This is a genomic window from Microlunatus sp. GCM10028923 (genome assembly GCF_042666975.1).
Classification (GTDB): Bacteria; Actinomycetota; Actinomycetes; order Propionibacteriales; family Propionibacteriaceae; genus Microlunatus.
This window is the reverse complement of record NZ_JBHTFF010000020.1, coordinates 58,147-78,442: the sequence shown is the minus strand read 5'-3', so window position 1 is coordinate 78,442 and position 20,296 is coordinate 58,147. Positions and strand designations below refer to the sequence as shown.

Here is a 20,296-nt window from a genome sequence, read left to right as displayed (position 1 = left end):
AACTCGTCTGAGCGTCGCTTGACCCTCCCATTGTCGGAGGGTGCAGGGTTGCCGACATGAGCACATCGGTACCGATCGGGGAGTTCTCCCGGTTGACTCACCTCAGCGTCAAGATGCTCCGGCACTACCACGAGATCGGGCTGCTGGAGCCGGCCGAGGTGGATGCGGCGACCAGCTATCGGCGGTACGGGGTCGGCCAGGTTCCGACCGCGCTGCTGATCGCGCGGCTGCGTCATCTGGACATGCCGCTGCCGGAGATCACGACGGTGGTCCGAGCGGAATCGGAGGAGGCGCGGAACGCGATCATCGCGGAGCATCTGCGCCGGATGGAGGAGGAGCTGGACCGGACCCGGGAGATCGTCGGGTCGCTGCGCCGGCTGCTCTCCCAACCCAGGATCGGGTACGAGTTCGGCCGCAGCGACCAGCCGGAGCAACGGGTGGCGGCGATCGTCGATCGGGTGTCCCGGGACGTGATCGACATCTGGTGCGCGGAGGCGTTCCCGCGGCTGTACGGGACGCTCGGCGCCGCCGGCATCGCACCGCGGGGCCCGGGCGCCGCGACGTACGACGACACGTTCTTCACCGACGACATCGGCGAAGTGGTCGCCTACGTCCCGATCGCCGGACCTGCCCCGTCCGGGCTGCAGGAGCTCACGCTGCCGGCCGGCCGGTTCGCGACGACCGTGCACCACGGCAGTTTCACCGACATCGACCGGACCTACGCCGCCCTCGGCAGCTACGTCGCCGAGCGCGAGACGCTCGCGCCCGGGCCGGTCCGCGAGCTCTATCTGGTCGGTCCGGGCGATGTGCCCGATCCGGCCGACTACACCACCGAACTCTGCTGGCCCATCGCCGGCTGATCGAAAGGACACCCATGCACTTCGGACAGATCGTCATCGACTCCGCCGAACCGACCACGCTGGCCGGCTTCTACGCCGACCTGGTCGGCCGGCCCGTCGCCGACGGCGGCAACGCCTTCATGGCCCAGATCCACGGCGACGGAGGCTTCCCGTCGCTGATGTTCCTGGCCGTGCCCGAACCCCGTACCGGCAAGAACCGGCTGCATCTCGACCTCATCGCGGACGACTTCCAGGCCGAGGTCGAGCGGGCGGTCGGGCTCGGTGCGGCCAAGGTCGGCGAGTTCGAGGAGTACGGGACGGCCTGGGTCACCCTGACCGACCCGGAGGGCAACGTCTTCGACATCGGCCGTCCGCACTAGCCCGCCCCCAGGGTTCGCCCGGGTTCCTCCTCGGTCTGCCGGTCGAGCATGCCGGACCCGAGGAGGAACGCGTTACGGTACGGGGTGTGACCGCGAGCAACAACGTGCCGGAGCCGATCGGTCGTGAGCCGCGCGACGTCGGCCCGATCGCCGGCGGCAACCTGCGCGCGTCGGATGCCGACCGGGAGCAGGTGGCCAATCTGCTCGGGACGGCCTTCGCGGAGGGCCGGCTCACCCATGAGGAGTACGACGAGCGCCTCGAGCAGGCGATGACCGCGCGGACGTTCGACGACCTGGTGCCGATCACCAGCGACCTGGTCCCGGTGACCCCGCCGTCGCCGCCGCAGCCACAACCGCAAGCTCAGTCCAACTTCACCATCGACCAGTCCCACCCGGGCGAGGAACGCGACACCATGATCGCGATCTTCGGCGGCGCGTCGCGCAAGGGGAGGTGGCGGGTTCGTAAGTCCAGCACGGCGATCGCCGTGTTCGGCGGCGTCGAACTCGATCTTCGTGACGCGATCTTCGAGGCTCCGGTGGTGGAGATCCTCGGGTTCTGGTGCTTCGGCGGGATGGACGTCCTGGTCCCCGACGGTGTCGAGGTCCGTGATCAGACGGCCGGCGTCTTCGGCGGTACGGAGATCAGCCGGCTCGGCGATCCGGTGCCGGGTGCACCCGTGATCGTTCTCAAGGGGATGTCGTTGTTCGGCGGCGTCAGCGTCAAGGGGCCGAAGAAGCGCCGCTGACGCGCTCGCCGTCCCCACTAAGGTGGGATTGCTATGGATGATCTGTTCGCGCCCCCGCAGTACGAGTGGAAGCGGCTCGCTCCCCCGTACCGGACGTTGCGCCGCCTCACCACCGCCGTTGGCTTGGTCGTCTTCATCGTGCCGGCGGTGATCTTCGGTGTCATGACCCAGCTCTGGTGGGTCAGCGCGATCGTGATCGCCCTCGGCCTGGCGATCACCGTGCCCCGGTGGCTGCTGGTCGAGCGGCACTACCGTTCCTGGGGGTACGTGGAGCGCGAGGACGACCTCTACATCACCCATGGCGTCATGTTCCGCACCTTGATCGCGGTGCCGTACGGACGGATGCAGCTGGTCGAGGTCGAGTCCGGCCCGCTGGAACGGGCGCTCGGGCTGGCCCACGTCACCCTGGTCACCGCCAGCGCCTCCACCAACGCGACCATCCCGGGCCTGGTCCCGGACGAGGCGGCCCGCCTGCGGGACAGCCTGACCCAGCTGGGCGAGGCCCATGCCTCGGGTCTGTGATCATCGGACGCCTGGATGACCGACCAAGATCATGATCAGACCACCGTGCCCGAGCTGGCACCGGTGATCGAGGGTGCGCCCGCGGTCAAGCAGACCGAGCGCCCGCATCCGCTGACCCCGTTCATCCGCGGCTGGATCGTGCTGGTCGCGATCCTCGTGTACGGAGCCCGCGAGCTGATCCCCGACTCCAACGGGCAGGGCTTCGTGCTGCCCGAGCTGCGCTGGCTGCTGCTCGCGGTGACCGGCATCGTCCTGCTGGCCGCCGCGGTCGGCTTCGTCAGCTGGTACTTCACCCGGTTCGTCATCGACGACGAGGAGCTCCGGGTCGAGACGGGGGCGATCTTCAAGAGCTCCAAGAAGGTCCCGTTCGAGCGGCTGCAGTCGGTGGACATCATCCAGCCGTTCGCGGCCCGGATCTTCGGCCTGGTCGAGCTGCGGCTCGAGGTCGGCGCCGGCGACAACACGATCAAGCTCCGTTATCTGCAACGGGACAAGGCCGCCCGGCTGCGGGACTACCTGCTGGTCCGGGCGCACGGCGAGCAGAGCAGCCTGCACGGCGCCGAGCACGGCGAGAAGACCAGCGCCTTCACCGACCTGAGCCAGTCCGACCGGCCGCTGGTGGTGATCAGCCCGGCGATGCTGGTCGGCAGCTTCCTGCTCTCCAGCGAGTTCTTGATCACCGCCTTCCTGACCGTCGGCGCGCTGGTCGTGACCAGCATCTTCGGCGTGATCATCTACGCGCTGCCCGGCCTGGTGCCGGCCGTGATCGGCCTGGTGTCCCTGGTCGGCCGACGGCTGATCGCGATGTTCAACTTCACCCTGGCCGACTCGTCCCGGGGCCTGCGGATCACCCGCGGGCTGACCGCCCTGACCAGCCAGTCGGTGCCGCTGGACCGGATCCAGGGACTGTCCGTGTCGCAGCCGATGCTGTGGCGCCGGCTCGGCTGGTGGCGGGTCGACGTCGACATCCTCGGCTACGGCACCTCCGAGGGCGAGAACAACGACAACAACGCCACCAGCGTGCTGCTGCCGGTGGCCAACAAAGATCAACTTCAGGTGACCCTGGACCGGGTGCTGCCCGGTGTCGATCTTTCGGCGATCGAGCTGCTGCCGTCGCCGCAGCGGGCCCGCTGGCCGGCTTGGTACAACTACTGGACCCTCAAGTACGGCTACGACGACCGCGTCCTGATCACCGAGCACGGCTGGCTGACCCACCGCCGCGACATCGTGCCGCACGCCAAGAACCAGTCGGTAAGGATCGAACAGGGCCCCTGGCAACGCCGGCTGCGACTGGCCGACGTCCACATCGACACCCCGAAGGGCCCGGTCAACGCGGTCGCCCGGCAGCTGGACGAGACCGCGGCCCGCGAACTCGCGCTGACCCAGCTCGACCGGGCCCGGACCGCCCGTGCGACGGACCGGCAGCGCCGGCTGTCCGCCGGCCGCCCGGGCGCCACCGACCGCGATCAGCTGGCCGTGCTGGACCGGTTCCGGATCGGCCCGGACGCGCTGCTCGGCGGCGGTTCGGAGTCCCAGGTGTTCGCCCTCGACGACGACCGGGTGCTGCGGCTGGAGGGTCCCGGATCCCGGCCGGAGGTGGCCGCGCAGCGCCGGGCGCTGGCCGACCGGTGGGCCGGCGTCGATCTCGGCTACGCGGTCCCGCGGGTCCTCGACGCCGGCGAGTTCGCCGGCCGGCGCTACACGGTCGAGGCCCGGATCGAGGGCGAGGAACTGCGCAGCTATCTCGCCTCGACGCCGGACGAGTCGCTCCGCCGGCTGTCCCTGGAGCGCTACCTGACCGCCGCGATGGATCTGCAGCGGCTGCCCGTACCCGTGGCCGGCTTCGCCCAGCTGATCGGGCCGGAGGCGCCGCGCGGATTCGACAGCCTGGCCGACCTGCTGGCGGCGCAGCTGCACCGGACCGTCGGGGCCGTCCGGCCGCGGCTGGAGGCCGATCTGCCGGACCTGACCGAACGGTGGCAGGAGCTGTTCGACGCGCTGGCCCGCCGGCAGACCTGGCCGGCGCTGGTGCACGGCGACTACTTCCCGGGCAACGTCCTGGTCCGCCGGGAACCCGACGGTTCCGCGTCCGTCACCGGCGTGGTCGACTTCAGCCCGCACACGCTGGCCGCCGATCCGCTGCTGGACGTCGCCGGCGCGATCGCGTTCCTGGGCCTGGAGCCGGGGACGGCCGCGGCCGGGGACGAGGAGTGGCTGACCGACCTCGCGGTGGCCCGGCTCGGCGACGAGGCGCGCTACTGGATCGCGGTCTACCGCCGGTTCTACGCCTTCTATTTCGCCGAGGATCCGGCCATCTATGACTGGTCCGTGGAACAGCTGCGGCGCGATCTCCGCTGACGCCACTAAGCTCCCGGTCATGACCGAACGTCCAGTGCTGGGTATCGATATCGGTGGGAGCGGGATCAAGGGAGCCCCGGTGGATCTCGCCGAAGGGGTGTTCGCGGAGAAGCGACTCCGGATCGAGACCCCGCAGCAGTCGACGCCGAAGAACGTCGCCGCCGTCGTCAGCGAGATCGTTGATCACTTCGCCGACCAGATCGGTGACGGGCCGATCGGCATCACCGTCCCCGCCGTGGTGACCCACGGCCGGACCCGGTCGGCCGCGAACATCGACAAGTCCTGGATCGACGCACCCGCCGAGAAGATCTTCGAAGATCATCTCGGCCGGCCGATCCTGCTGGTCAACGACGCGGACGCGGCCGGGGTCGCCGAGGTGCAGTACGGCGCCGCGAAGGGGAACCCGGGCCTGGTCCTGATGACCACCCTCGGCACCGGCATCGGCAGCGCGCTGATCTACCGCGGCGTGCTGATCCCCAACTCCGAGCTGGGCCACCTGGAGATCGACGGCCACGACGCCGAGAGCCGGGCCGCGGCCAGCATCAAGGACAAGACGGGCATGTCCTACGAGGAGTACGCCCAGCGGCTGCAGCGCTACTACGAGGTCGTCGAAGCCCTGTTCTGGCCGGACCTGATCGTGGTCGGCGGCGGCGTCAGCAAGGACTCCGACGAGTTCCTGCCGCACCTCAAGCTGAACAGCCCGATCGTGCCCGCCGAGCTACGCAACAAGGCCGGCATCATCGGCGCCGCCTGGCTCGCCCGCGACGCCCAGGACAACCCGGACCCGATCAGCCACAACGTTTCCTGAGGGCTACATCCGTTCCAGGGCTTCGATGCCGAGCAGGTCGAGGCCGGCGGCCAGGACCCGCTGGGTGGCCCGGCAGAGCGCCAGCCGGGAGGCCCGGACGTCGCCCTCGGCCTTGAGCACCGGGCAGTTCTCGTAGAAGTCGGTGTAGGCGACGGCGAGATCGTAGAGGTAACCGCAGAGCCGGTGCGGCTGCAGCGTCTCGGCCACGTCGGCGACGGTCTCGCCGTACTTGGTCAACGTCAGCGCCAAGGTCTGCTCGGCCGGCTCGTCGATCACGGTGATCTCGGTCGGCACGGCCAGCTGTTCGGCCTCGGCCTTCCGGAGCACCTGGCTGCAGCGGGCGTGGGCGTACTGCAGATAGGGCCCGGTGTTGCCCTGCGCCTTGACCATCCGGTCGATGTCGAAGATGTAGTCCTTCTGCAGCCCGCTGGACAGGTCGGCGTACTTGATCGCGGCCAGCGCGATCGGCGGGGACGCCTTCTCCTCCGCCGCGTCGAGCAGGTTGATCAACTTCATCGTGCCGCCGTCCCGGGTCCGCAGCCGCTTGCCGTCGGCGCCCAGGATCAGCCCGTAGCCCGCGTGCTCGGCGACCACGTCGTCCGGCAGGTAGCCGGCCTTGCGGCAGACCGCGAAGACCTGGTTGAAGTGGTACGTCTGCTCGGTGCCGACGACGTAGATCATCCGGTCGGCCTTCAGGTCCCGGACCCGGTGCCGGACCGCGGCCAGGTCGGTGATGCCGTAGCCGTACCCGCCGTCGGTCTTGCGGATGATCATGGGCGAGTTGAAGCCCTCGACGAAGACGCACAGTGCGCCGTCGTCGATCACTGCGGTGCCGTTCTCCTCCAGCTCGGCGGCGACCACCGCAAGATCATCGTTGTACGTGGACTCGCCGGCCAGATCGTCATCGGTGAGCTTCACGCCGAGCCGGGCGTAGACGCCGTTGAAGCCCGCCACCGAGAGCGCGATCAGCTGCCGCCAGATGGCCAGCGTCTGCTCGTCGCCGGACTGCAGCGCGACCACCCGCTTGCGAGCCTTGTCGGCGAACGCCGGGTCCTCCTTGAAGTGCTCGTTCGCCCGCCGGTACAGCTCCTCGGCCTTGATCAGGTCGAGCGTCGTCGCGTCGAGCTCCTCCTCGAGGATCTGCTCGACCAGCATGCCGAACTGGGTGCCCCAGTCGCCGAGGTGGTTCTGCGGGATCACGGTGTGCCCGAGCGCGGTCAGCACCCGGTTGAAGCAGTCCCCGATCACGGTGGACCGCAGGTGCCCGACATGCATCTGCTTGGCCACGTTGGCGCCCGAGTAGTCGATCACCACCCGCTGCGGTTCGTCCGCCGGCAGCACCCCGACCGCCGGGTCGGTCAGTTGGTTGCTCGCCTCGGCAGCCAGCACGTCGGACTTGATCCGGAAGTTGATGAAGCCGGGCCCGGCGATCTCCAGCGGCTCGCACCAGGCCGACACGTCGAGGGTGTCGACGATCCGCGCCGCGACCTCGCGCGGCGGCTTGCCCTCGGCCTTGGCCAGGCGGAGCGCGACGTTGGACTGGAAGTGTCCGAACTGCGGCTTCGTGGCAGGCCGGAGTTCGGGGTCGACACCGGCAATCGCCTCGACCGCGGAACTCAGCAGGGTGGGAATCGATGACACGGGAAGCAAGTATTCCACTCTCCCGACGGCCGCTCCGCCCGGTTTCCGCGCGCCCCCGTACAGTGCGGCCCATGGCAGCCTCGGCTCTCGTTCTGATCGGCCCGAGCGGGGCCGGCAAGTCGACCCTGCTCCGGGCCCTGAGCGCCGAACTGCCCGACCTCCGAACCGTCCGGACCCTCACCACCCGCCCGCGCCGTCCGGGCGAGACCTCCGACACCCACGAGTTCGTCTCCGCCGCCGAGTTCGCCGAGCGGAAGGCCGCCGCGCTCGGCGTGCACCGGCACTACGGCCACGACTACGCGCTGCCCCGGCTCGAGGCCGGTCCGGGGGTGCCGGTCGCGACCTGTCTGCGGGCCGTCGTGCTGGACCGGCTGCGGTCCCTGCACCCCGACCTGTACGTGGTCGCCGCCGAGGCCCCGGTCCCGGAACTGCTCCGCCGGCTGGGCGAACGCGGCGATCGGGAGCGGGCCGAGCCGGAGGTGCTGCAGGCCGAGCTCGAGGCCGGCCGCCAACTGGCCGACCTGGTCCTCGACACCCGCGAGCCGGTGGCCGATTGCCTGGCCCGGATCCGCGAGGTCTGGCCGTGATCACTCTGGTCACCGTCGTCGGCACGGTGGCCCTGCTGGCCGGCTTCCTCGCCCTCAACGAACTCGTCGCCCGGCGCCGGGAGCCGCCGCTCGAGGCGAGCCGCAAGATCGCCCACGTCGGTTCGGCCGTGCTCGCCGCCGTGTCCTGCCTCTGGCTCGACTTCCGGTGGTACGTGCTGATCGGGCTGCTGTTCTCCGCCGCGCTGCTACTGGCCCGGCGCTATCTGCCGCTGCGCAGCCTGAGTTCGCGGGCCGAGGGGTCCTGGGGCGACCTGCTGTTCGGGATCGGAGTGGCCCTGGCCGGCCTGCTGTCCGACAACGCCATCGTCTTCGTGCTGGCCGTGCTGATCCTCGGCCTGGCCGACACGGCGGCCTTCCTGGTCGGCCGGCGCTGGCCGATCCGGATCGTCGTGCTGAGCCGCTCCGTCGGCGGTTCGCTCGCGTTCCTGGTGGTCGCGTTCCTGATCACGCTGCCCGCCGGTCCGGTAACGGCGACCGTGGTCGCGCTCGCCTGTACGGTCGCCGAGCTGGTCAGCCCGCGCGGCACCGACAACCTCACCGTGCCGGCGATCGCCGCGGTCCTGATCAGCGCTCTCGTCTGAGTTCTTCCAGGTACGAGTACGCCGAGACCCCGAAGACCACCACGCCGAGGGCGGTCACCACCTCCTGCTGCCAACCCGGGCCGGGATTCCAGCGGCTCACCGCCAGCGACACCGTGCAGCAGAACGTCCACAGGCTGGCCAGCCGGCCGACCAGACCGACCCAGAGCAGCCGCCGGCTCAGCCCCTCGGCGAGGCCGACCTTGATCAACAACAGCGGCGCGCCGACCACCGTGATCACCGCGGCGAGGATCAGCGCGTACCGGGCCGGCGGCATGATCGCCAGGGCCATGATCACCACGCCGGCCACCAGCAGGGCGGCCGAGGCGACCAGGGTAGCCGGCAGCCCGTGCCGGACCAGGAAGGTCAGCTTCCCGGTCCGCCGGTCGCCCTCGACGTCGCGGATGTCCTTGAGGAACAGCCTTCCGCAGAGCAGCAGGTAGAGCCCGGCCACGCCGAGCAGGCCGCGCCCGTCGACCGGCGGCTGGCCCGAGATCCCCCAGACCACGACGGCCGGGAAGATCACGTACCCGATCGGGAGCAGCAGCTGGGCGGCACCGCCGCGCCCGGACAACCGGACCGGCGGCAGCGAGTAGGCCAGGTTGAGCAGCACCATGATCAAACCGGCCAGCCCGAGCCACGGCGACAGCAACAGGCCGAGCGCGACCACCGCCACTGCCAGCAGCCAGCCGGTCAGCCGCAGCCGGCCCACGCTCGTGGTCTTGTTGATCAACGGCCGATCGGCGGCCCCGGCCAGGTTGATCGCGTCGGTGTCCGCGTCGCTCAGGTCGTTGATCGCGACCGCGTGGGCGTACCAGAGGGCGAGCATGACCAGCCCACCCAGGACGACTACCGGGTGCGGCGCGGGCAGGCCGAGCAACAGCTGGCAGAGCAGGGCCTGGAGCAAGATCAGGATCGCCGTGCCGGGCCGCAGCAGTTGCCACAGCAACGGCGCCGGCCCACGCTTCTCCCGCACCACGTACCCACCGCCTTCCCGCCTCGCCCCGACCCTAATCCAGCGGAGCACCCGCGTCGTACGGGCGGTTGATTCCGCGAAGTGGGACGATGCGGGGATGGACACCGGACCGCTGGCCATCATCCTGGTGAACCTCGTCGGCGGCGGCGCCGTGCTCGCGCTGCTGCTCCCCGCGTACGTGCTCGGCCGGCGCCGGCTGGTCGCGTCGGAGGAGCCGCTCGCCCACGACCCGGAGCTGCTGACCGGCTATCGCCGGGTCACCGGTGGCCCCCGCCCCGTGTTGATCTTCCTGGCCGCCGTCCTCGGCGTGATCGTGGTCGGCCTGGTGATCCAGTACCTGGTCACCACGCAGATCGAGCCGGAGGCCGGGACGATCGCCGTCGGGGCGTCGGTGCTGGTCCTGGTCGCCGCGCCGGTCCCGGTCGTGCTCGGGATCGTCCTGGTCGCCATGCTGATCTGGCTGATCGCGACGACCCGGTCGCGGTACCACTACCTGGAGCAGATCGCCCACCAGCCGGGCGCACCGGAGGCCGCGGCACGGCTGCGCAACGAACGCGGCTCGCTCGGCATCGCCGGTGCCGCCGGCTTCGCGGCGGTCACCTGCCTGCTGCTCGGGATCGGCTGGGTCGGCCTGCTGTTCGCCGCGGCCGGCGGCGCGATCCAGTGCGTCCGCAACCCCAAATGCCTGTAGCCGCTAGCGACTCGCCCATTCGCCTCCGTTGACGGCGACGGTCTGCCCGGTCAGCTGACGGGCGCCGGGCGAGGCGAGGAACCGTACGGTCTCGGCGATGTCGGCCGGCCGTCCCGCGCGCTTGGTCATCGTGGCCTCGACCAGCGAGGCGCGGCGTTCGTCGGTGAGATTGTCCCGGAAGAACTCGGTGTCCGCGATGTAGCCGGGCGAGACGACGTTGGCGGTGATGCCGCGGACCCCGGCCTGGCGGGCCAGGTCGATGTTCCACGAGGCCACCGCCGCCTTGGCCGCTCCGTACGAGCCGGCGCCCTTGTCCGCCGCGATGGAGCCGATGGTGATCACCGACGATCCCGCGGGCATGGCAGGCAGCAGCGCCGTCGTCATCAGGACCGCCGTGAGGAGGTTGCTGTCCAGGTTCCGCCGCCACGCCTCGGCGACCTCGGCCAACGAACTCGGCTCGGCCCCGTCGAAGTTCGTGTTGCCGCCGGCGTTGTTGACCAGGACGTCGACGGCGCCGACCTCCCGGGCCAGGCCGGCGACCTGGTCCGCGTCCGTACCGTCCAGCGGGATCGCCCGGACCGCGCCGCCGAGCTCGGCCGCGGCCTGCCGCAGCACGTCCGCCCGGCGGCCCGTGATGACGACCGCACAGCCGTCCGCGGCGAACTGCGCCGCAACCTCCCTGCCGATCCCCGTTCCTCCGCCGGTCACGATGACAGTGCGCATGCGTCTACCTCCTGTTACGTTTAGGTCTAAACGAGACTAGCAGGAGGGTGGATGGCCGAGGCAACTCCGAGTGATCCCGTCGATGCGATCGCCGCCGCCTGGGAGCGGGAGCTGCCGGGCGTGCCCGTGCGCTCGATCGGCATCGTGACCCGGGTCTGGCAGATCGCGAAACTCCTCGGCGACGACCGGGCCCGACTGCTGCGGGCCCACGGCGCCGACGCGGCCACGCTCGATCTGTTGTCCACGCTGCGCCGCGGCGGTGAGCCGTACCGGATGACGACCCGGGAGCTGGCGGCCGCCTCACTGATCACGGCCGGAGCGATCACCCAGCGGGTGGACCGCGCCGAGGCGCAGGGACTGGTCCGGCGATCCGGCCGGACCGGCTCACGCACCGTCGACGTCCAGCTCACTCCGCTCGGCCACGCGACCGTCGACGGCCTCGTCGCGGGCGTCCTGGAGCGCGAACGCGAGCTGCTCGACGGGCTTTCCGATGCTCAGCAGACCGACCTGGAACTCACCCTGCGGCGACTGCTGCAGCACCTCTCGCAACTGCTCGGGCAGCATCGGCCCGGCCACGTCGGGCACCACGGAGAAACTAGCGCCGGAACTCCGCCAGCCACGGCGACAGGTCCGGCCGATCCGGCCGCTCCCAACGGGTGATCATGACCGGTTCGAGGCCGTGCTCGCCGAACCGGTCGACGTCGGCCCGGTCCAGCGGCCACGGCGGGCCCGGCTCCCGCACCGCATCCTCGAGCGCCGACGCGATCACCAGGATGGTCCCGCCGGGCGCCACCAGCCGCGCGATCGCCGCGGTGGCGTCCGCCCGCTGTTCGCGCGGGATGGACTGCACCGTCATGCTCTCCACGACGAGGTCGAAGGCGCCGGCCCACTCCGGTGGCAGGTCGAAGACGTCGGCCACCCGGAGGTCGAGGCCGACGTCCGGGTACCGGCTCCGGGCGCCCTCGATCGCGTCGGCCACGTAGTCGAACCCGGTGGTACGGAAGCCCAGCGAGGCCACGAACGCCGCATCGTCGCCGTACCCGCAACCGACGACGACCGCCGACCGGCCGGTGCCGCCGAGCTTGCGCTCACCGGCCCAGCGGATCAGATGCGGATGCGGCGCCTGCCAGTCCCAGGGCGGTTGCCGGCCACCGGCGTTCGCGGTCCGATACGTGTCGGTGAACATCGTGATCATCTCGGGCTGCTGCGGTCGGCTCTGACCGGACATCCGGATCCTCCCTACTCCTGCTCCGGTTGGCGGGGCACCATCGTGCCGTACCCGAGTCGATTCCGCATCGCGGATCGGAAATACTCACGTCTGACACCCGACAGACGAGAAGGAGCAACGGTCATGAGCCAGGTGCCCACGATCACCCTCAACGACGGCAACAAGATCCCGCAGCTCGGGTTCGGCGTATGGCAGGTCTCCACCGAGGACATCGTCACCTCGGTGGCCAAGGCGCTCGAGGTCGGCTACCGGCACATCGACACCGCCGCGATCTACGGCAACGAGGAAGGTGTCGGCCGCGCGATCGCCGAGTCCGGCATCCCGCGCGAGGAACTGTTCATCACCACCAAGCTGTGGAACGACAAGCACGGCCACGACGACGCCCTCGCCGCGATCCAGACCAGCCTGGAGAAGCTCGGCCTCGACTATGTCGATCTCTACCTGATCCACTGGCCGACGCCGGCCAAGGACAACTACCTCGAGGCCTGGCTGGCGCTCGAGGAGATCAAGTCGAAGGGCTGGTCCAAGTCGATCGGCGTCTCCAACTTCCTCGAAGATCATCTTCGGAAGGTCGTCGCGGAGAGCTCGACCGTGCCCACGGTGAACCAGATCGAGCTGCACCCGACCTTCAGCCAGGAGCCGCTGGTCGCTGTGAACTCCGAGCTGGGCATCGTCACCCAGTCCTACAGCCCGCTCGGGCTGGCGAAGGACCTGGCCAACCCGCAGATCCAGGAGCTGGCCGGCAAGCTCGGTCGCACCCCGGCCCAGGTGATCCTGCGCTGGCATGTGCAGAAGGGGTACGTGGTCTTCCCGAAGTCGGTCACGCCGGCCCGGATCGAGGAGAACTTCGACATCTTCGGGTTCGAGCTGTCCGACGACGACCTCGCCGTGATCGACGCCGTGAACGTCGACGGCCGGAACAACCCGCACCCGAACGAGTTCAACTGATTAGTGGTGTGTCGCGGCTGGAGCGTGGTGTTCAGCGGCGCTCAGGTGCGTGGATCGCAAGGCCGACGAGGGAGGGCTGCCGGGTCGCAACGCGACCGAGGAGAACGCAGCGAGCCGCGTGCCTGAGTGTCGCTGAACGCCGCGATTCAGCCGCGACACACCACTGCGAGTGCCGGCGCCCGGCTCACGGGCGCCGGCACCAGATCCGGTCGTCGTCGACCCGATCGCCGAGGGTGAAGGTGCACCGGCCGACCTCGCTGAAGCCGTAGCGCCGGTAGAACCGCTTCGCCCGCTCGTTGTGATCGAAGACGGTCAGGTAGACCTCCGGCGCCTCGGCCGCCGTGGCCAGGGCCCACTCCATCAGCCGGTCGGCGACGCCGGTGCCGTGCCATTCCTTGAGTACGTAGAGCTGCTGCAGTTCCAGTGCGCCCGGTTCCGGATCCACCGCCGGGGCCCGGAGCGGCGTCAGCTTCGCGTACCCGATCGGGGCGCCGCCGCCGAACGCGACGAACCACCGGAGCGCCGGGTCCTCGAGGTCGCGCGCCATGCCGCCGTCCGGTCCGTACACGCTGTCCAGGAAGGCACCGAACGGCTCCGGGTCGTAGTGCCGGGCGAACGTGTCGGCGAAGCAGCGGCGGGCCATCGCCCGGAGCGCCTCGTGCTGGTCCGCGGCCGGGGCGGCGTAGTCGATCCGTTGTTGATCATCCATCTGCGTCTCCTCTCGGGAAGACGCCCTTGGATTGATCATCCGGTCGGTCCGAGCGTGGCGGAGATCCCGCTGCAGCGTCTCTCGGACTCGTCTCCCACTGTACCGATAGCCTCGACCTCATGAGCCGACTGCATCCGTTGCTGCATGACGTGCTGATCTTGGTCGCGGCGCCGACCCAGGTGCTCTCCGGCGCCGACGGAGCGATCCGTGCCGATGCCCGGACCGCGCACGGCGTGCTGCACGCCGACTGCCGGGTGATCAGCGAGGCGACCGTGACCGTTGCGTCGCCGGACGGCGCCGAGAGCGCCGGCGAGACGATCGCCACGGCCAGCACCGGCACCGCCGCGACGTTCACCGCCCTGCTCCGGGAATTGAACGTGGCGCCCAGCCCGGACCCGGTCCTGCGGCTCGACCGGGAGCGCACCGTCGCCCCCGGCACCGTGACCGAGCGGATCGTCGTGTCCTCGGTGCTGGAGGAGTCCGTCGAGTGCGTGGTCCGGCTGCGGCTGGCGGCCGACCTCGCCGGCATGGACACGATCCGTTCCGGTACGCCGGCCGAGCCGATCGAGCTGCCGGAACCGGACGGCGCCTCGGTGAGCTGGGCCGACGTCCGGACCTCGACCACGGTCACCGTCGACGACGGACAGTTGCGCCGAGCCGACGACGGCCGGGCCGTGATCGTGGAATGGCCCATCACGGTGCCCGCCCGGGGATCGGTCGAGTGCTCCTGGCGGGCCGCGATCACCGACCTGCAGCCGGTGATCATCGCGGCGTCCGGCGGCGTGATCGCCGTTCATGATCACGTGCAGGCCGCCGAGGCCGGACTGGCGGACCGCCCCGAGCCACGGCTGGGCCGCTGGCTGGAGCTGGCCCTGACCGACCTGGACGCCCTGCGGATGTCGTTGCCCGAGTCGCCGTCGGACGCCTTCTTCGCCGCCGGAGCCCCCTGGTACCTGACCCTGTTCGGCCGGGACAGCCTGTGGACCGCGCGCCTGTTGCTGCCGGTTGATCATCGTCCTGCTCTGGGTACGTTGCGAACGCTCGCCGGGATGCAGGGCAGCAAGGACGATCCGGAGACCGGCGAGCAGCCCGGCAAGATCATCCACGAGTTGCGCCGGGCCACCCAGGGCTACGGGGACAGCTGGTTGCCGCCGCGCTACTACGGGACGATCGACGCCACGCCGCTCTGGGTCTGCCTGCTGCACGACACCTGGCGGGCCGGCGGCGTCCCGGACGACGAGCTGGCCGCCCTCGGCCCGGCCCTGACCGGTGCCCTGTCCTGGATGATCGACTTCGGTGACGCGGACGGCGACGGGTTCCTGGAATACATCGACGCCAGCGGCCGCGGGCTGGCCAATCAGGGTTGGAAGGACTCCGGCGACGCGGTCCGATTCACCGACGGCAGCCAGGCCGACGGCCCGGTGGCGCTGTGCGAGGTGCAGGGCTACGCGTACGAGGCCGCGGTCAAGGGGGCCGAGCTGCTGGACGCGCTGGGGCTCGAGGGCGGTGATCGCTTCCGTACCTGGGCGGCCGGCCTGGCCGACCGGTTCCGCGACGCGTTCTGGTGCGAGCGGGACGGCGAGCGCTACCCGGCCCTCGCCCTGGACGGCGCGAAACGGCGGGTCGATTCACTGACCAGCAACATCGGCCACCTGCTCGGCACCGGCCTGCTCAACGCCGACGAGGAACGTCAGGTGGCCCGGATGATCGCCACCCCCGACCTGGACTCGGGCCTGGGCCTGCGCACGATGTCGATCATGGACGGCGGCTACTCGCCGCTCAGCTACCACTGCGGCTCCGTCTGGCCGCACGACACGGCGATCGTGATCAACGGCCTGGTCCGGGCGGGCCTGACCGACTACGCCGCAGGCCTGATCGAGGGCCTGCTCCGCGCCTCGGTCGTATTCGATCAGCGACTCCCGGAACTCTGGTCCGGCGAGGGCCGCCCGGTCCCGTACCCGGCCGCCTGCCGCCCCCAGGCCTGGTCCGCCGCCTCCGCCGTCACCGTCGCGCACGCCCTCGGCGCCCTGCCGTGATCACCGACGTTCCCTGAGCCTGTCGAAGCGCAGGCAGCATCTGCCCTGGTCCTTCGACAAGCTCAGGACGCGGTGGTCGGTCAGGGCTGACAGGTGGGGCACCAGTAGCTGAGGCGTTCCTGGCCGTCCGGGCCGAACTCCTCGCTCTTGATCATGGTGCGGCAGCGGCGGCACGGTTGGCCCGCGCGGCCGTACACGTAACTTCGGGCGCCGGAGCGAAGGTCGCCGGTGCTGGTCTGCTCGGGCCGCTCCCGGTTCGCCATGATCAACCGGCGGGCGCGGTCGACCAGGCGGCGCAGGTTCGGCACGTCGGCGACCGGTCGGCGCGGCTGGATCCCTTGCAGGAAACAGATCTCGGCCCGATAGAAGGTTCCCAGCCCGGCCAGGTTGCGCTGGTCGAGCAGGGCTTCGCCGATCGCCCGGCCGGGGTCGGCGCCGAGTCTTCGTACCGCTTCGTCGAGGTCCCAGTCCGGGCCGAGCAGGTCGGGGCCGAGGTGGCCGACGCCGCGGTCCTCCTCGTCGGTCGGCAACAGTTCCAGCACCGGCAGCCGGTAGCCGGCGGCGACCTGGTCGGCGTTCGCCAGCAGGGCCCGGAGCTCGTGCGGCGGCCCGCCCCGCGGCGGGCGCCCGGCGTGGGAGATGCGCCAGGTGCCGTCCATCCGGAGGTGGCTGTGCAGCGTCCGCCCGTCGTCGAAGCGGAACAGCTGGTGCTTGCCCCGGGACACCACCTCGAGCACCGTACGCCCGACCAGGTCGGCGGTCGCCAGGGACGGCACCCGGAGTTCGGCGCGAACGAGCGGCCGTCCGGCCAGCGCGGCGTGCAGCCGCCGGCAGGCGAGCCAGACCGTGTCACCTTCGGGCATGCCGCCATTCTGGCCGACCCTCCTAGGGTGGGACGCGTGAACAGCCCCGCGCCCCTTCCCGACACCCTCGGCCGGATCCTGACCGGCGGCGCCCTGGCCGGCGGACTGGGCCTGCTCGCCTCGATCGGGTACGTCCGCGGCGCGGCCATCGGGCACCTGTACCCGCTCGAGGACGTGCCCGCCGCGCCGGTCGCCATGATCCTCGGCGCGAAGGTGCACCCCGACGGGCACCCGTCCTCGTTCCTGTCCGCCCGGCTCGACCTCGGCCGACGGCTCTTCGAACTGGGCAAGGTCGAGCGGCTGCTGGTGTCCGGCGACGGGGTCCACCCCGACTACGACGAACCCGCCGCCATGATCGACTACCTGACCGCCGCGGGCGTCCCGGCCGAGGTGATCATGGCCGACCGGGCCGGGCTGGACACCTACGACTCCTGCCTCCGCGCCAAGACGGTGTACGGCCGCCGTGAGTTGATCATCGTCACGCAGACCTACCACCTGGCCCGCGCGGTCGGCATCGCCCGCCACCTCGGGCTGGTGGCCCACGGCGTCGGCGACCGCACCGTACGGCGGCATCGGCGGCCCTGGCTGATCGGATCGGTGCGCGAACAGCTCGCGTACCTGAAGGCGGCCGGGGACCTGATCAGCCGACGCGACCCGGCCACACCCGTCACCTGAGCCCCACCCCACCAACTTTCCTAGCTCTTCCCGCGAGAAACATCTGGCGGGAAGAGCCAGTTTTTCACGTTACGTGAAAAACCGACGACGCCCCGAAAGGCTCTAGCAGGTTTGACATGCACATGCAAGCGTGTAATGCTGTAATTAAGTAAGAGAGAGGAGAGTCAGATGACCTGGCACTCACCATGGGACGAGGGCACGCGGGAACGCCGCGGACGCCCCGGACTACGAGACGACCGCCGGCGTGGCGCCGGCGAAGGCCGCGGGCGGGGACGCCGCCGCGGCGAACCTGAAGACCCAACCGCCGAGGCACCCGCAGACGACCCGCGCGAGCGGCGTCGCCACGAACGTCGCGGCGGACGCGGCTTCGGCCGCCCGGGCGGCTGGCAGAACGTCGATCTGCCGCCGGCCGACGACGCTCAGGCCTGGTTCGAGGGACGGCTTCCGGATGGCTGGTTCTCCGACGTCGACGTCAGCGTCGACCGCGAGGAAATTCTCGTCATCGGCACGCTGCCCGACGACACCACCGACGACACCGCGGCTGCGGAGGGCCGGATCAGCCGGTTCCGCGCCGACACCCGCGGCACCCGGATGCAGATCGCCGAAGAGGCTCAGGCCCGCTATCGGCGGAAGGTGTCCTGGGGCGCCGAACTCGGGGACGTACGGACCCTGTTCACGCACATCTCCGTTCCGGTGATGACCCGGCTCCGGCAGCCCGAGCGGCAGGTCCTGGACACCCTGGTCGACGCCGGCGTCGCCCGCTCCCGGTCCGAGGCACTGGCCTGGGCCGTCAAGCTGGTCGGCGAGCACACCGAGTCCTGGCTGTCCGGGCTGCGCGACGCCATGGCCGAGGTCGACAAGCTCCGCGCTACGGGCCCGAACCTCGATCGCGACGACGATTCCGACGACTGACCGCGGGCCGATGCGACCCGCGCTGTGGATCCCCGGCTCCCGGGTCGTGCTACGACCCGAGCCGGGACGATCCGGAGCCCCGGAGGCCGTACCCCTGCTACTGCGGCTGTTCGCCGAACTCGGGCTCCTAGCCCGACGGCCCGACCCGAAACACTCGGCCCGAACTCCTGGGGCTGACTGACCGGGCACCGCCTGTCGCGGCCCGAAGGTCCCGGACCGGCCGACTCCGGCCGAGGGGACCCGAACCGATCCCCCCGCCGACCGATCACTCTCCGCCCACCGATCGACTGGGCAGTTCAGCAGCGACACGCCGCCAGAACGCCTGCTTTTGTGCCGAGTCGGCGGGGTTCGTTTACGGGGTTCGGTGGGTGCGGTAGTAGGTGATCAGGGAGCGGGTGGAGGAGTCCTGTTGGGCCAGGGCAGCCTCGTCGCCGGAGACGGCGGGCGCGAGCTGCAGGGCCAGCTGCTTGCCCAGTTCAACCCCCCACTGATCGAAACTGTCGATGCCCCAGATCGCGCCCTGGACGAAGGTCAGGTGCTCGTAGAGGGCGATCAGCTGGCCGAGGACGGCCGGCGTGAGCGCCGGGGCCATGATCGACGTCGACGGACGATTACCCGAGAACACCCGAGCCGGCACGATCGGCTCGGGTGTTCCCTCGTCCCGGACCTCGTCGGCGGTCTTGCCGAAGGCGAGCGCCGCGGTCTGGGCGAAGAAGTTGGCCAGGAACAGCTCGTGGACGTCGGTGTCGCCGTCGCGCAGCGGGTGGGCTGGGTTGGCGAAGGCGATGAAGTCGGTCGGGATCAGCCGGGTGCCCTGGTGGATCAGCTGATAGAAGGCGTGCTGGCCGTTGGTGCCGGGCTCGCCCCAGAACACCTCGCCGGTCTCCGTGGTGACCGGCGATCCGTCGTACCGGACGCCCTTGCCGTTGGACTCCATGGTCAGCTGCTGCAGGTAGGCCGGGAACCGGTGCAGATATTGCGAGTACGGCAGCACGGCGTGGGTGGCCGCGCCGAGGAAGTTGCCGTACCAGACGTTGAGCAGGCCGAGCAGCACCGGCAGGTTGCGGGCCGGCTCGGCGGTCCGGAAATGATCATCGACCGCGCGGAAGCCGGCCAGGAACTCGGCGAACCGCTCCGGCCCGATCGCCACCGCGAGCGAGGTCCCGATCGCCGAGTCGACCGAGTAGCGGCCGCCGACCCAGTCCCAGAACCCGAACGCGTTGGCCGGGTCGATGCCGAACGCGGCCACCTTGTCCAGCGCCGTGGAGACCGCGACGAAGTGCTTGGCGACGGCCGTCTTGGCTTGATCATCATCGTCAGTGATCGCCCCGGCGGAGCGCAGGCCGTCCAGCAGCCAGGCCCGGGCCAGCCGGGCATTGGTCAGCGTCTCCAGGGTGCCGAACGTCTTCGACGACACGATGAACAGCGTCGTCTCCGGATCCAGGCCGGCAGTCTTCGTGGCCAGGTCAGTCGGGTCGATGTTGGAGATGAAGCGGGCCTCCAGACCCTCCTGGACGTACGGCTTCAGCGCCTCGTACGCCATCACCGGACCAAGATCAGAACCGCCGATGCCGATGTTGATCACCGTGCTGATCGGCTTCCCGGTGACGCCGGTCCAGGCACCACTGCGGACCCGCTCGGCGAAGGCGTACACCTTGGCCAGTTCGGCGTGCACCCCCTCGACCACCTCGTGGCCGTCCACCTCCAGCCGCTCGCCGGCCGGGGCCCGGAGCGCCGTGTGCAGCACGGCCCGGTCCTCGGTGACGTTGATGTGCTCGCCGGCGAACATGGCCGCGATCCGGTCGGTCAGTCCGACCTCACCGGCCAGCGCGAGCAGCGCCGCCAGCACCTCGTCGGTGATCAGGTTCTTGGACAGGTCGGCCCGCAGTTCGGCCGCCTCGAAGGTCAGCCGCTCGGCCCGGCCGGGGTCGTCGGCGAACCAGGCCCGCAGGTCGGGTCGCAGCGATTCGGCCAGCCCGGACAGGGTCCGCCAGGCCTCGGTACGAGTCGGGTCCACCGGTGCGCTCATGAGGCCATCCTGCCAGGGGAGGATCC

The 20,296-nt window shown here is 70.5% G+C and carries 21 protein-coding genes; 14 read left to right on the top strand and 7 right to left on the bottom strand.

Annotation, left to right across the window (positions count from 1 at the left end):
• The first annotated feature begins 56 nt into the window (after positions 1–56).
• From ACFQU4_RS34020 to ppgK, 6 genes are all read left to right on the top strand, one after another.
• On the top strand, positions 57–860 hold the full coding sequence (locus tag ACFQU4_RS34020) for a MerR family transcriptional regulator (RefSeq protein ID WP_377500839.1): 804 nt from the start codon (positions 57–59) through the stop codon (positions 858–860).
• Positions 861–874: 14 nt separating this feature from the next.
• Positions 875–1,219 carry a VOC family protein gene (locus ACFQU4_RS34015; RefSeq protein ID WP_377500837.1) on the top strand — a complete coding sequence of 115 codons (345 nt, stop codon included), beginning with the start codon at positions 875–877 and terminating at the stop codon, positions 1,217–1,219.
• Positions 1,220–1,305: 86 nt separating this feature from the next.
• On the top strand, positions 1,306–1,965 hold the full coding sequence (locus ACFQU4_RS34010) for a DUF1707 domain-containing protein (RefSeq protein WP_377500835.1): 660 nt from the start codon (positions 1,306–1,308) through the stop codon (positions 1,963–1,965).
• A 33-nt stretch (positions 1,966–1,998) separates the two neighbouring features.
• A complete protein-coding gene (locus ACFQU4_RS34005) occupies positions 1,999–2,487 on the top strand; it encodes a PH domain-containing protein (protein ID WP_377500833.1) in 489 nt (162 codons plus the stop codon).
• 15 nt (positions 2,488–2,502) lie between these two features.
• Entirely contained in the window at positions 2,503–4,845 is a 2,343-nt protein-coding gene (locus ACFQU4_RS34000; RefSeq protein ID WP_377500831.1) for a PH domain-containing protein, read from the top strand.
• Positions 4,805–5,653, top strand: a complete 849-nt coding sequence (gene ppgK / locus ACFQU4_RS33995) for a polyphosphate--glucose phosphotransferase (RefSeq protein WP_377500829.1) — start codon at positions 4,805–4,807, stop codon at positions 5,651–5,653. The genes ACFQU4_RS34000 and ppgK overlap by 41 nt, the downstream gene beginning before the upstream one ends.
• 3 nt (positions 5,654–5,656) lie before the next feature.
• On the opposite strand, the gene argS is transcribed toward ppgK, so the two are convergent.
• A complete protein-coding gene (gene argS, locus ACFQU4_RS33990; RefSeq protein ID WP_377500827.1) occupies positions 5,657–7,294 on the bottom strand; it encodes an arginine--tRNA ligase in 1,638 nt (545 codons plus the stop codon).
• A gap of 71 nt (positions 7,295–7,365) precedes the next feature.
• Between argS and ACFQU4_RS33985 the strand changes: the two genes are divergently transcribed.
• Both ACFQU4_RS33985 and ACFQU4_RS33980 read left to right on the top strand, forming a co-directional pair.
• Positions 7,366–7,881 carry an AAA family ATPase gene (locus tag ACFQU4_RS33985; protein ID WP_377500825.1) on the top strand — a complete coding sequence of 172 codons (516 nt, stop codon included), beginning with the start codon at positions 7,366–7,368 and terminating at the stop codon, positions 7,879–7,881.
• Positions 7,878–8,483, top strand: a complete 606-nt coding sequence (locus tag ACFQU4_RS33980; protein WP_377500823.1) for a hypothetical protein — start codon at positions 7,878–7,880, stop codon at positions 8,481–8,483. Before ACFQU4_RS33985 ends, ACFQU4_RS33980 begins: the two co-directional genes overlap by 4 nt.
• Here the strand turns inward: ACFQU4_RS33980 and ACFQU4_RS33975 are convergent.
• Complete coding sequence (locus ACFQU4_RS33975; RefSeq protein WP_377500821.1) at positions 8,467–9,459, bottom strand: UbiA family prenyltransferase; 993 nt, start codon at positions 9,457–9,459, stop codon at positions 8,467–8,469. The genes ACFQU4_RS33980 and ACFQU4_RS33975 overlap by 17 nt on opposite strands.
• 94 nt (positions 9,460–9,553) lie before the next feature.
• Here ACFQU4_RS33975 and ACFQU4_RS33970 point away from each other — a divergent pair, with 94 nt between their 5' ends.
• Entirely contained in the window at positions 9,554–10,147 is a 594-nt protein-coding gene (locus ACFQU4_RS33970; RefSeq protein ID WP_377500819.1) for a hypothetical protein, read from the top strand.
• 3 nt (positions 10,148–10,150) lie between these two features.
• Here ACFQU4_RS33970 and ACFQU4_RS33965 read toward each other — a convergent pair whose 3' ends face one another.
• Entirely contained in the window at positions 10,151–10,870 is a 720-nt protein-coding gene (locus tag ACFQU4_RS33965; protein WP_377500817.1) for an SDR family NAD(P)-dependent oxidoreductase, read from the bottom strand.
• Positions 10,871–10,921: 51 nt separating this feature from the next.
• Between ACFQU4_RS33965 and ACFQU4_RS33960 the strand changes: the two genes are divergently transcribed.
• Positions 10,922–11,530 (top strand): MarR family winged helix-turn-helix transcriptional regulator, encoded by a 609-nt coding sequence (locus tag ACFQU4_RS33960; RefSeq protein WP_377500815.1) that lies wholly within the window; start codon positions 10,922–10,924, stop codon positions 11,528–11,530.
• Here the strand turns inward: ACFQU4_RS33960 and ACFQU4_RS33955 are convergent.
• On the bottom strand, positions 11,466–12,098 hold the full coding sequence (locus ACFQU4_RS33955; RefSeq protein ID WP_377500813.1) for a class I SAM-dependent methyltransferase: 633 nt from the start codon (positions 12,096–12,098) through the stop codon (positions 11,466–11,468). The genes ACFQU4_RS33960 and ACFQU4_RS33955 overlap by 65 nt on opposite strands.
• Positions 12,099–12,221: 123 nt before the next feature.
• Here ACFQU4_RS33955 and ACFQU4_RS33950 point away from each other — a divergent pair, with 123 nt between their 5' ends.
• The gene (locus ACFQU4_RS33950) at positions 12,222–13,046 is read left to right on the top strand and encodes an aldo/keto reductase (protein WP_377500811.1); all 825 of its coding nucleotides are present in this window, start codon (positions 12,222–12,224) and stop codon (positions 13,044–13,046) included.
• Between the two features lie 184 nt (positions 13,047–13,230).
• Here the strand turns inward: ACFQU4_RS33950 and ACFQU4_RS33945 are convergent, their stop codons facing one another.
• Positions 13,231–13,755 (bottom strand): GNAT family N-acetyltransferase, encoded by a 525-nt coding sequence (locus tag ACFQU4_RS33945; RefSeq protein ID WP_377500809.1) that lies wholly within the window; start codon positions 13,753–13,755, stop codon positions 13,231–13,233.
• Between the two features lie 119 nt (positions 13,756–13,874).
• Between ACFQU4_RS33945 and ACFQU4_RS33940 the strand changes: the two genes are divergently transcribed.
• Positions 13,875–15,791, top strand: coding sequence for a glycogen debranching N-terminal domain-containing protein (locus ACFQU4_RS33940; protein WP_377500807.1), 1,917 nt, complete (start codon positions 13,875–13,877; stop codon positions 15,789–15,791).
• Positions 15,792–15,871: 80 nt separating this feature from the next.
• Here the strand turns inward: ACFQU4_RS33940 and ACFQU4_RS33935 are convergent, their stop codons facing one another.
• Positions 15,872–16,654 (bottom strand): Fpg/Nei family DNA glycosylase, encoded by a 783-nt coding sequence (locus ACFQU4_RS33935; protein WP_377500805.1) that lies wholly within the window; start codon positions 16,652–16,654, stop codon positions 15,872–15,874.
• 36 nt (positions 16,655–16,690) lie between these two features.
• Between ACFQU4_RS33935 and ACFQU4_RS33930 the strand changes: the two genes are divergently transcribed.
• Both ACFQU4_RS33930 and ACFQU4_RS33925 read left to right on the top strand, forming a co-directional pair.
• On the top strand, positions 16,691–17,329 hold the full coding sequence (locus ACFQU4_RS33930) for a vancomycin high temperature exclusion protein (RefSeq protein WP_377500803.1): 639 nt from the start codon (positions 16,691–16,693) through the stop codon (positions 17,327–17,329).
• 168 nt (positions 17,330–17,497) lie between these two features.
• A complete protein-coding gene (locus ACFQU4_RS33925; RefSeq protein WP_377500801.1) occupies positions 17,498–18,241 on the top strand; it encodes a hypothetical protein in 744 nt (247 codons plus the stop codon).
• Positions 18,242–18,593: 352 nt separating this feature from the next.
• On the opposite strand, the gene pgi is transcribed toward ACFQU4_RS33925, so the two are convergent.
• Positions 18,594–20,270, bottom strand: coding sequence for a glucose-6-phosphate isomerase (pgi, locus tag ACFQU4_RS33920; protein ID WP_377500799.1), 1,677 nt, complete (start codon positions 20,268–20,270; stop codon positions 18,594–18,596).
• Between the last annotated feature and the right edge of the window lie 26 nt (positions 20,271–20,296).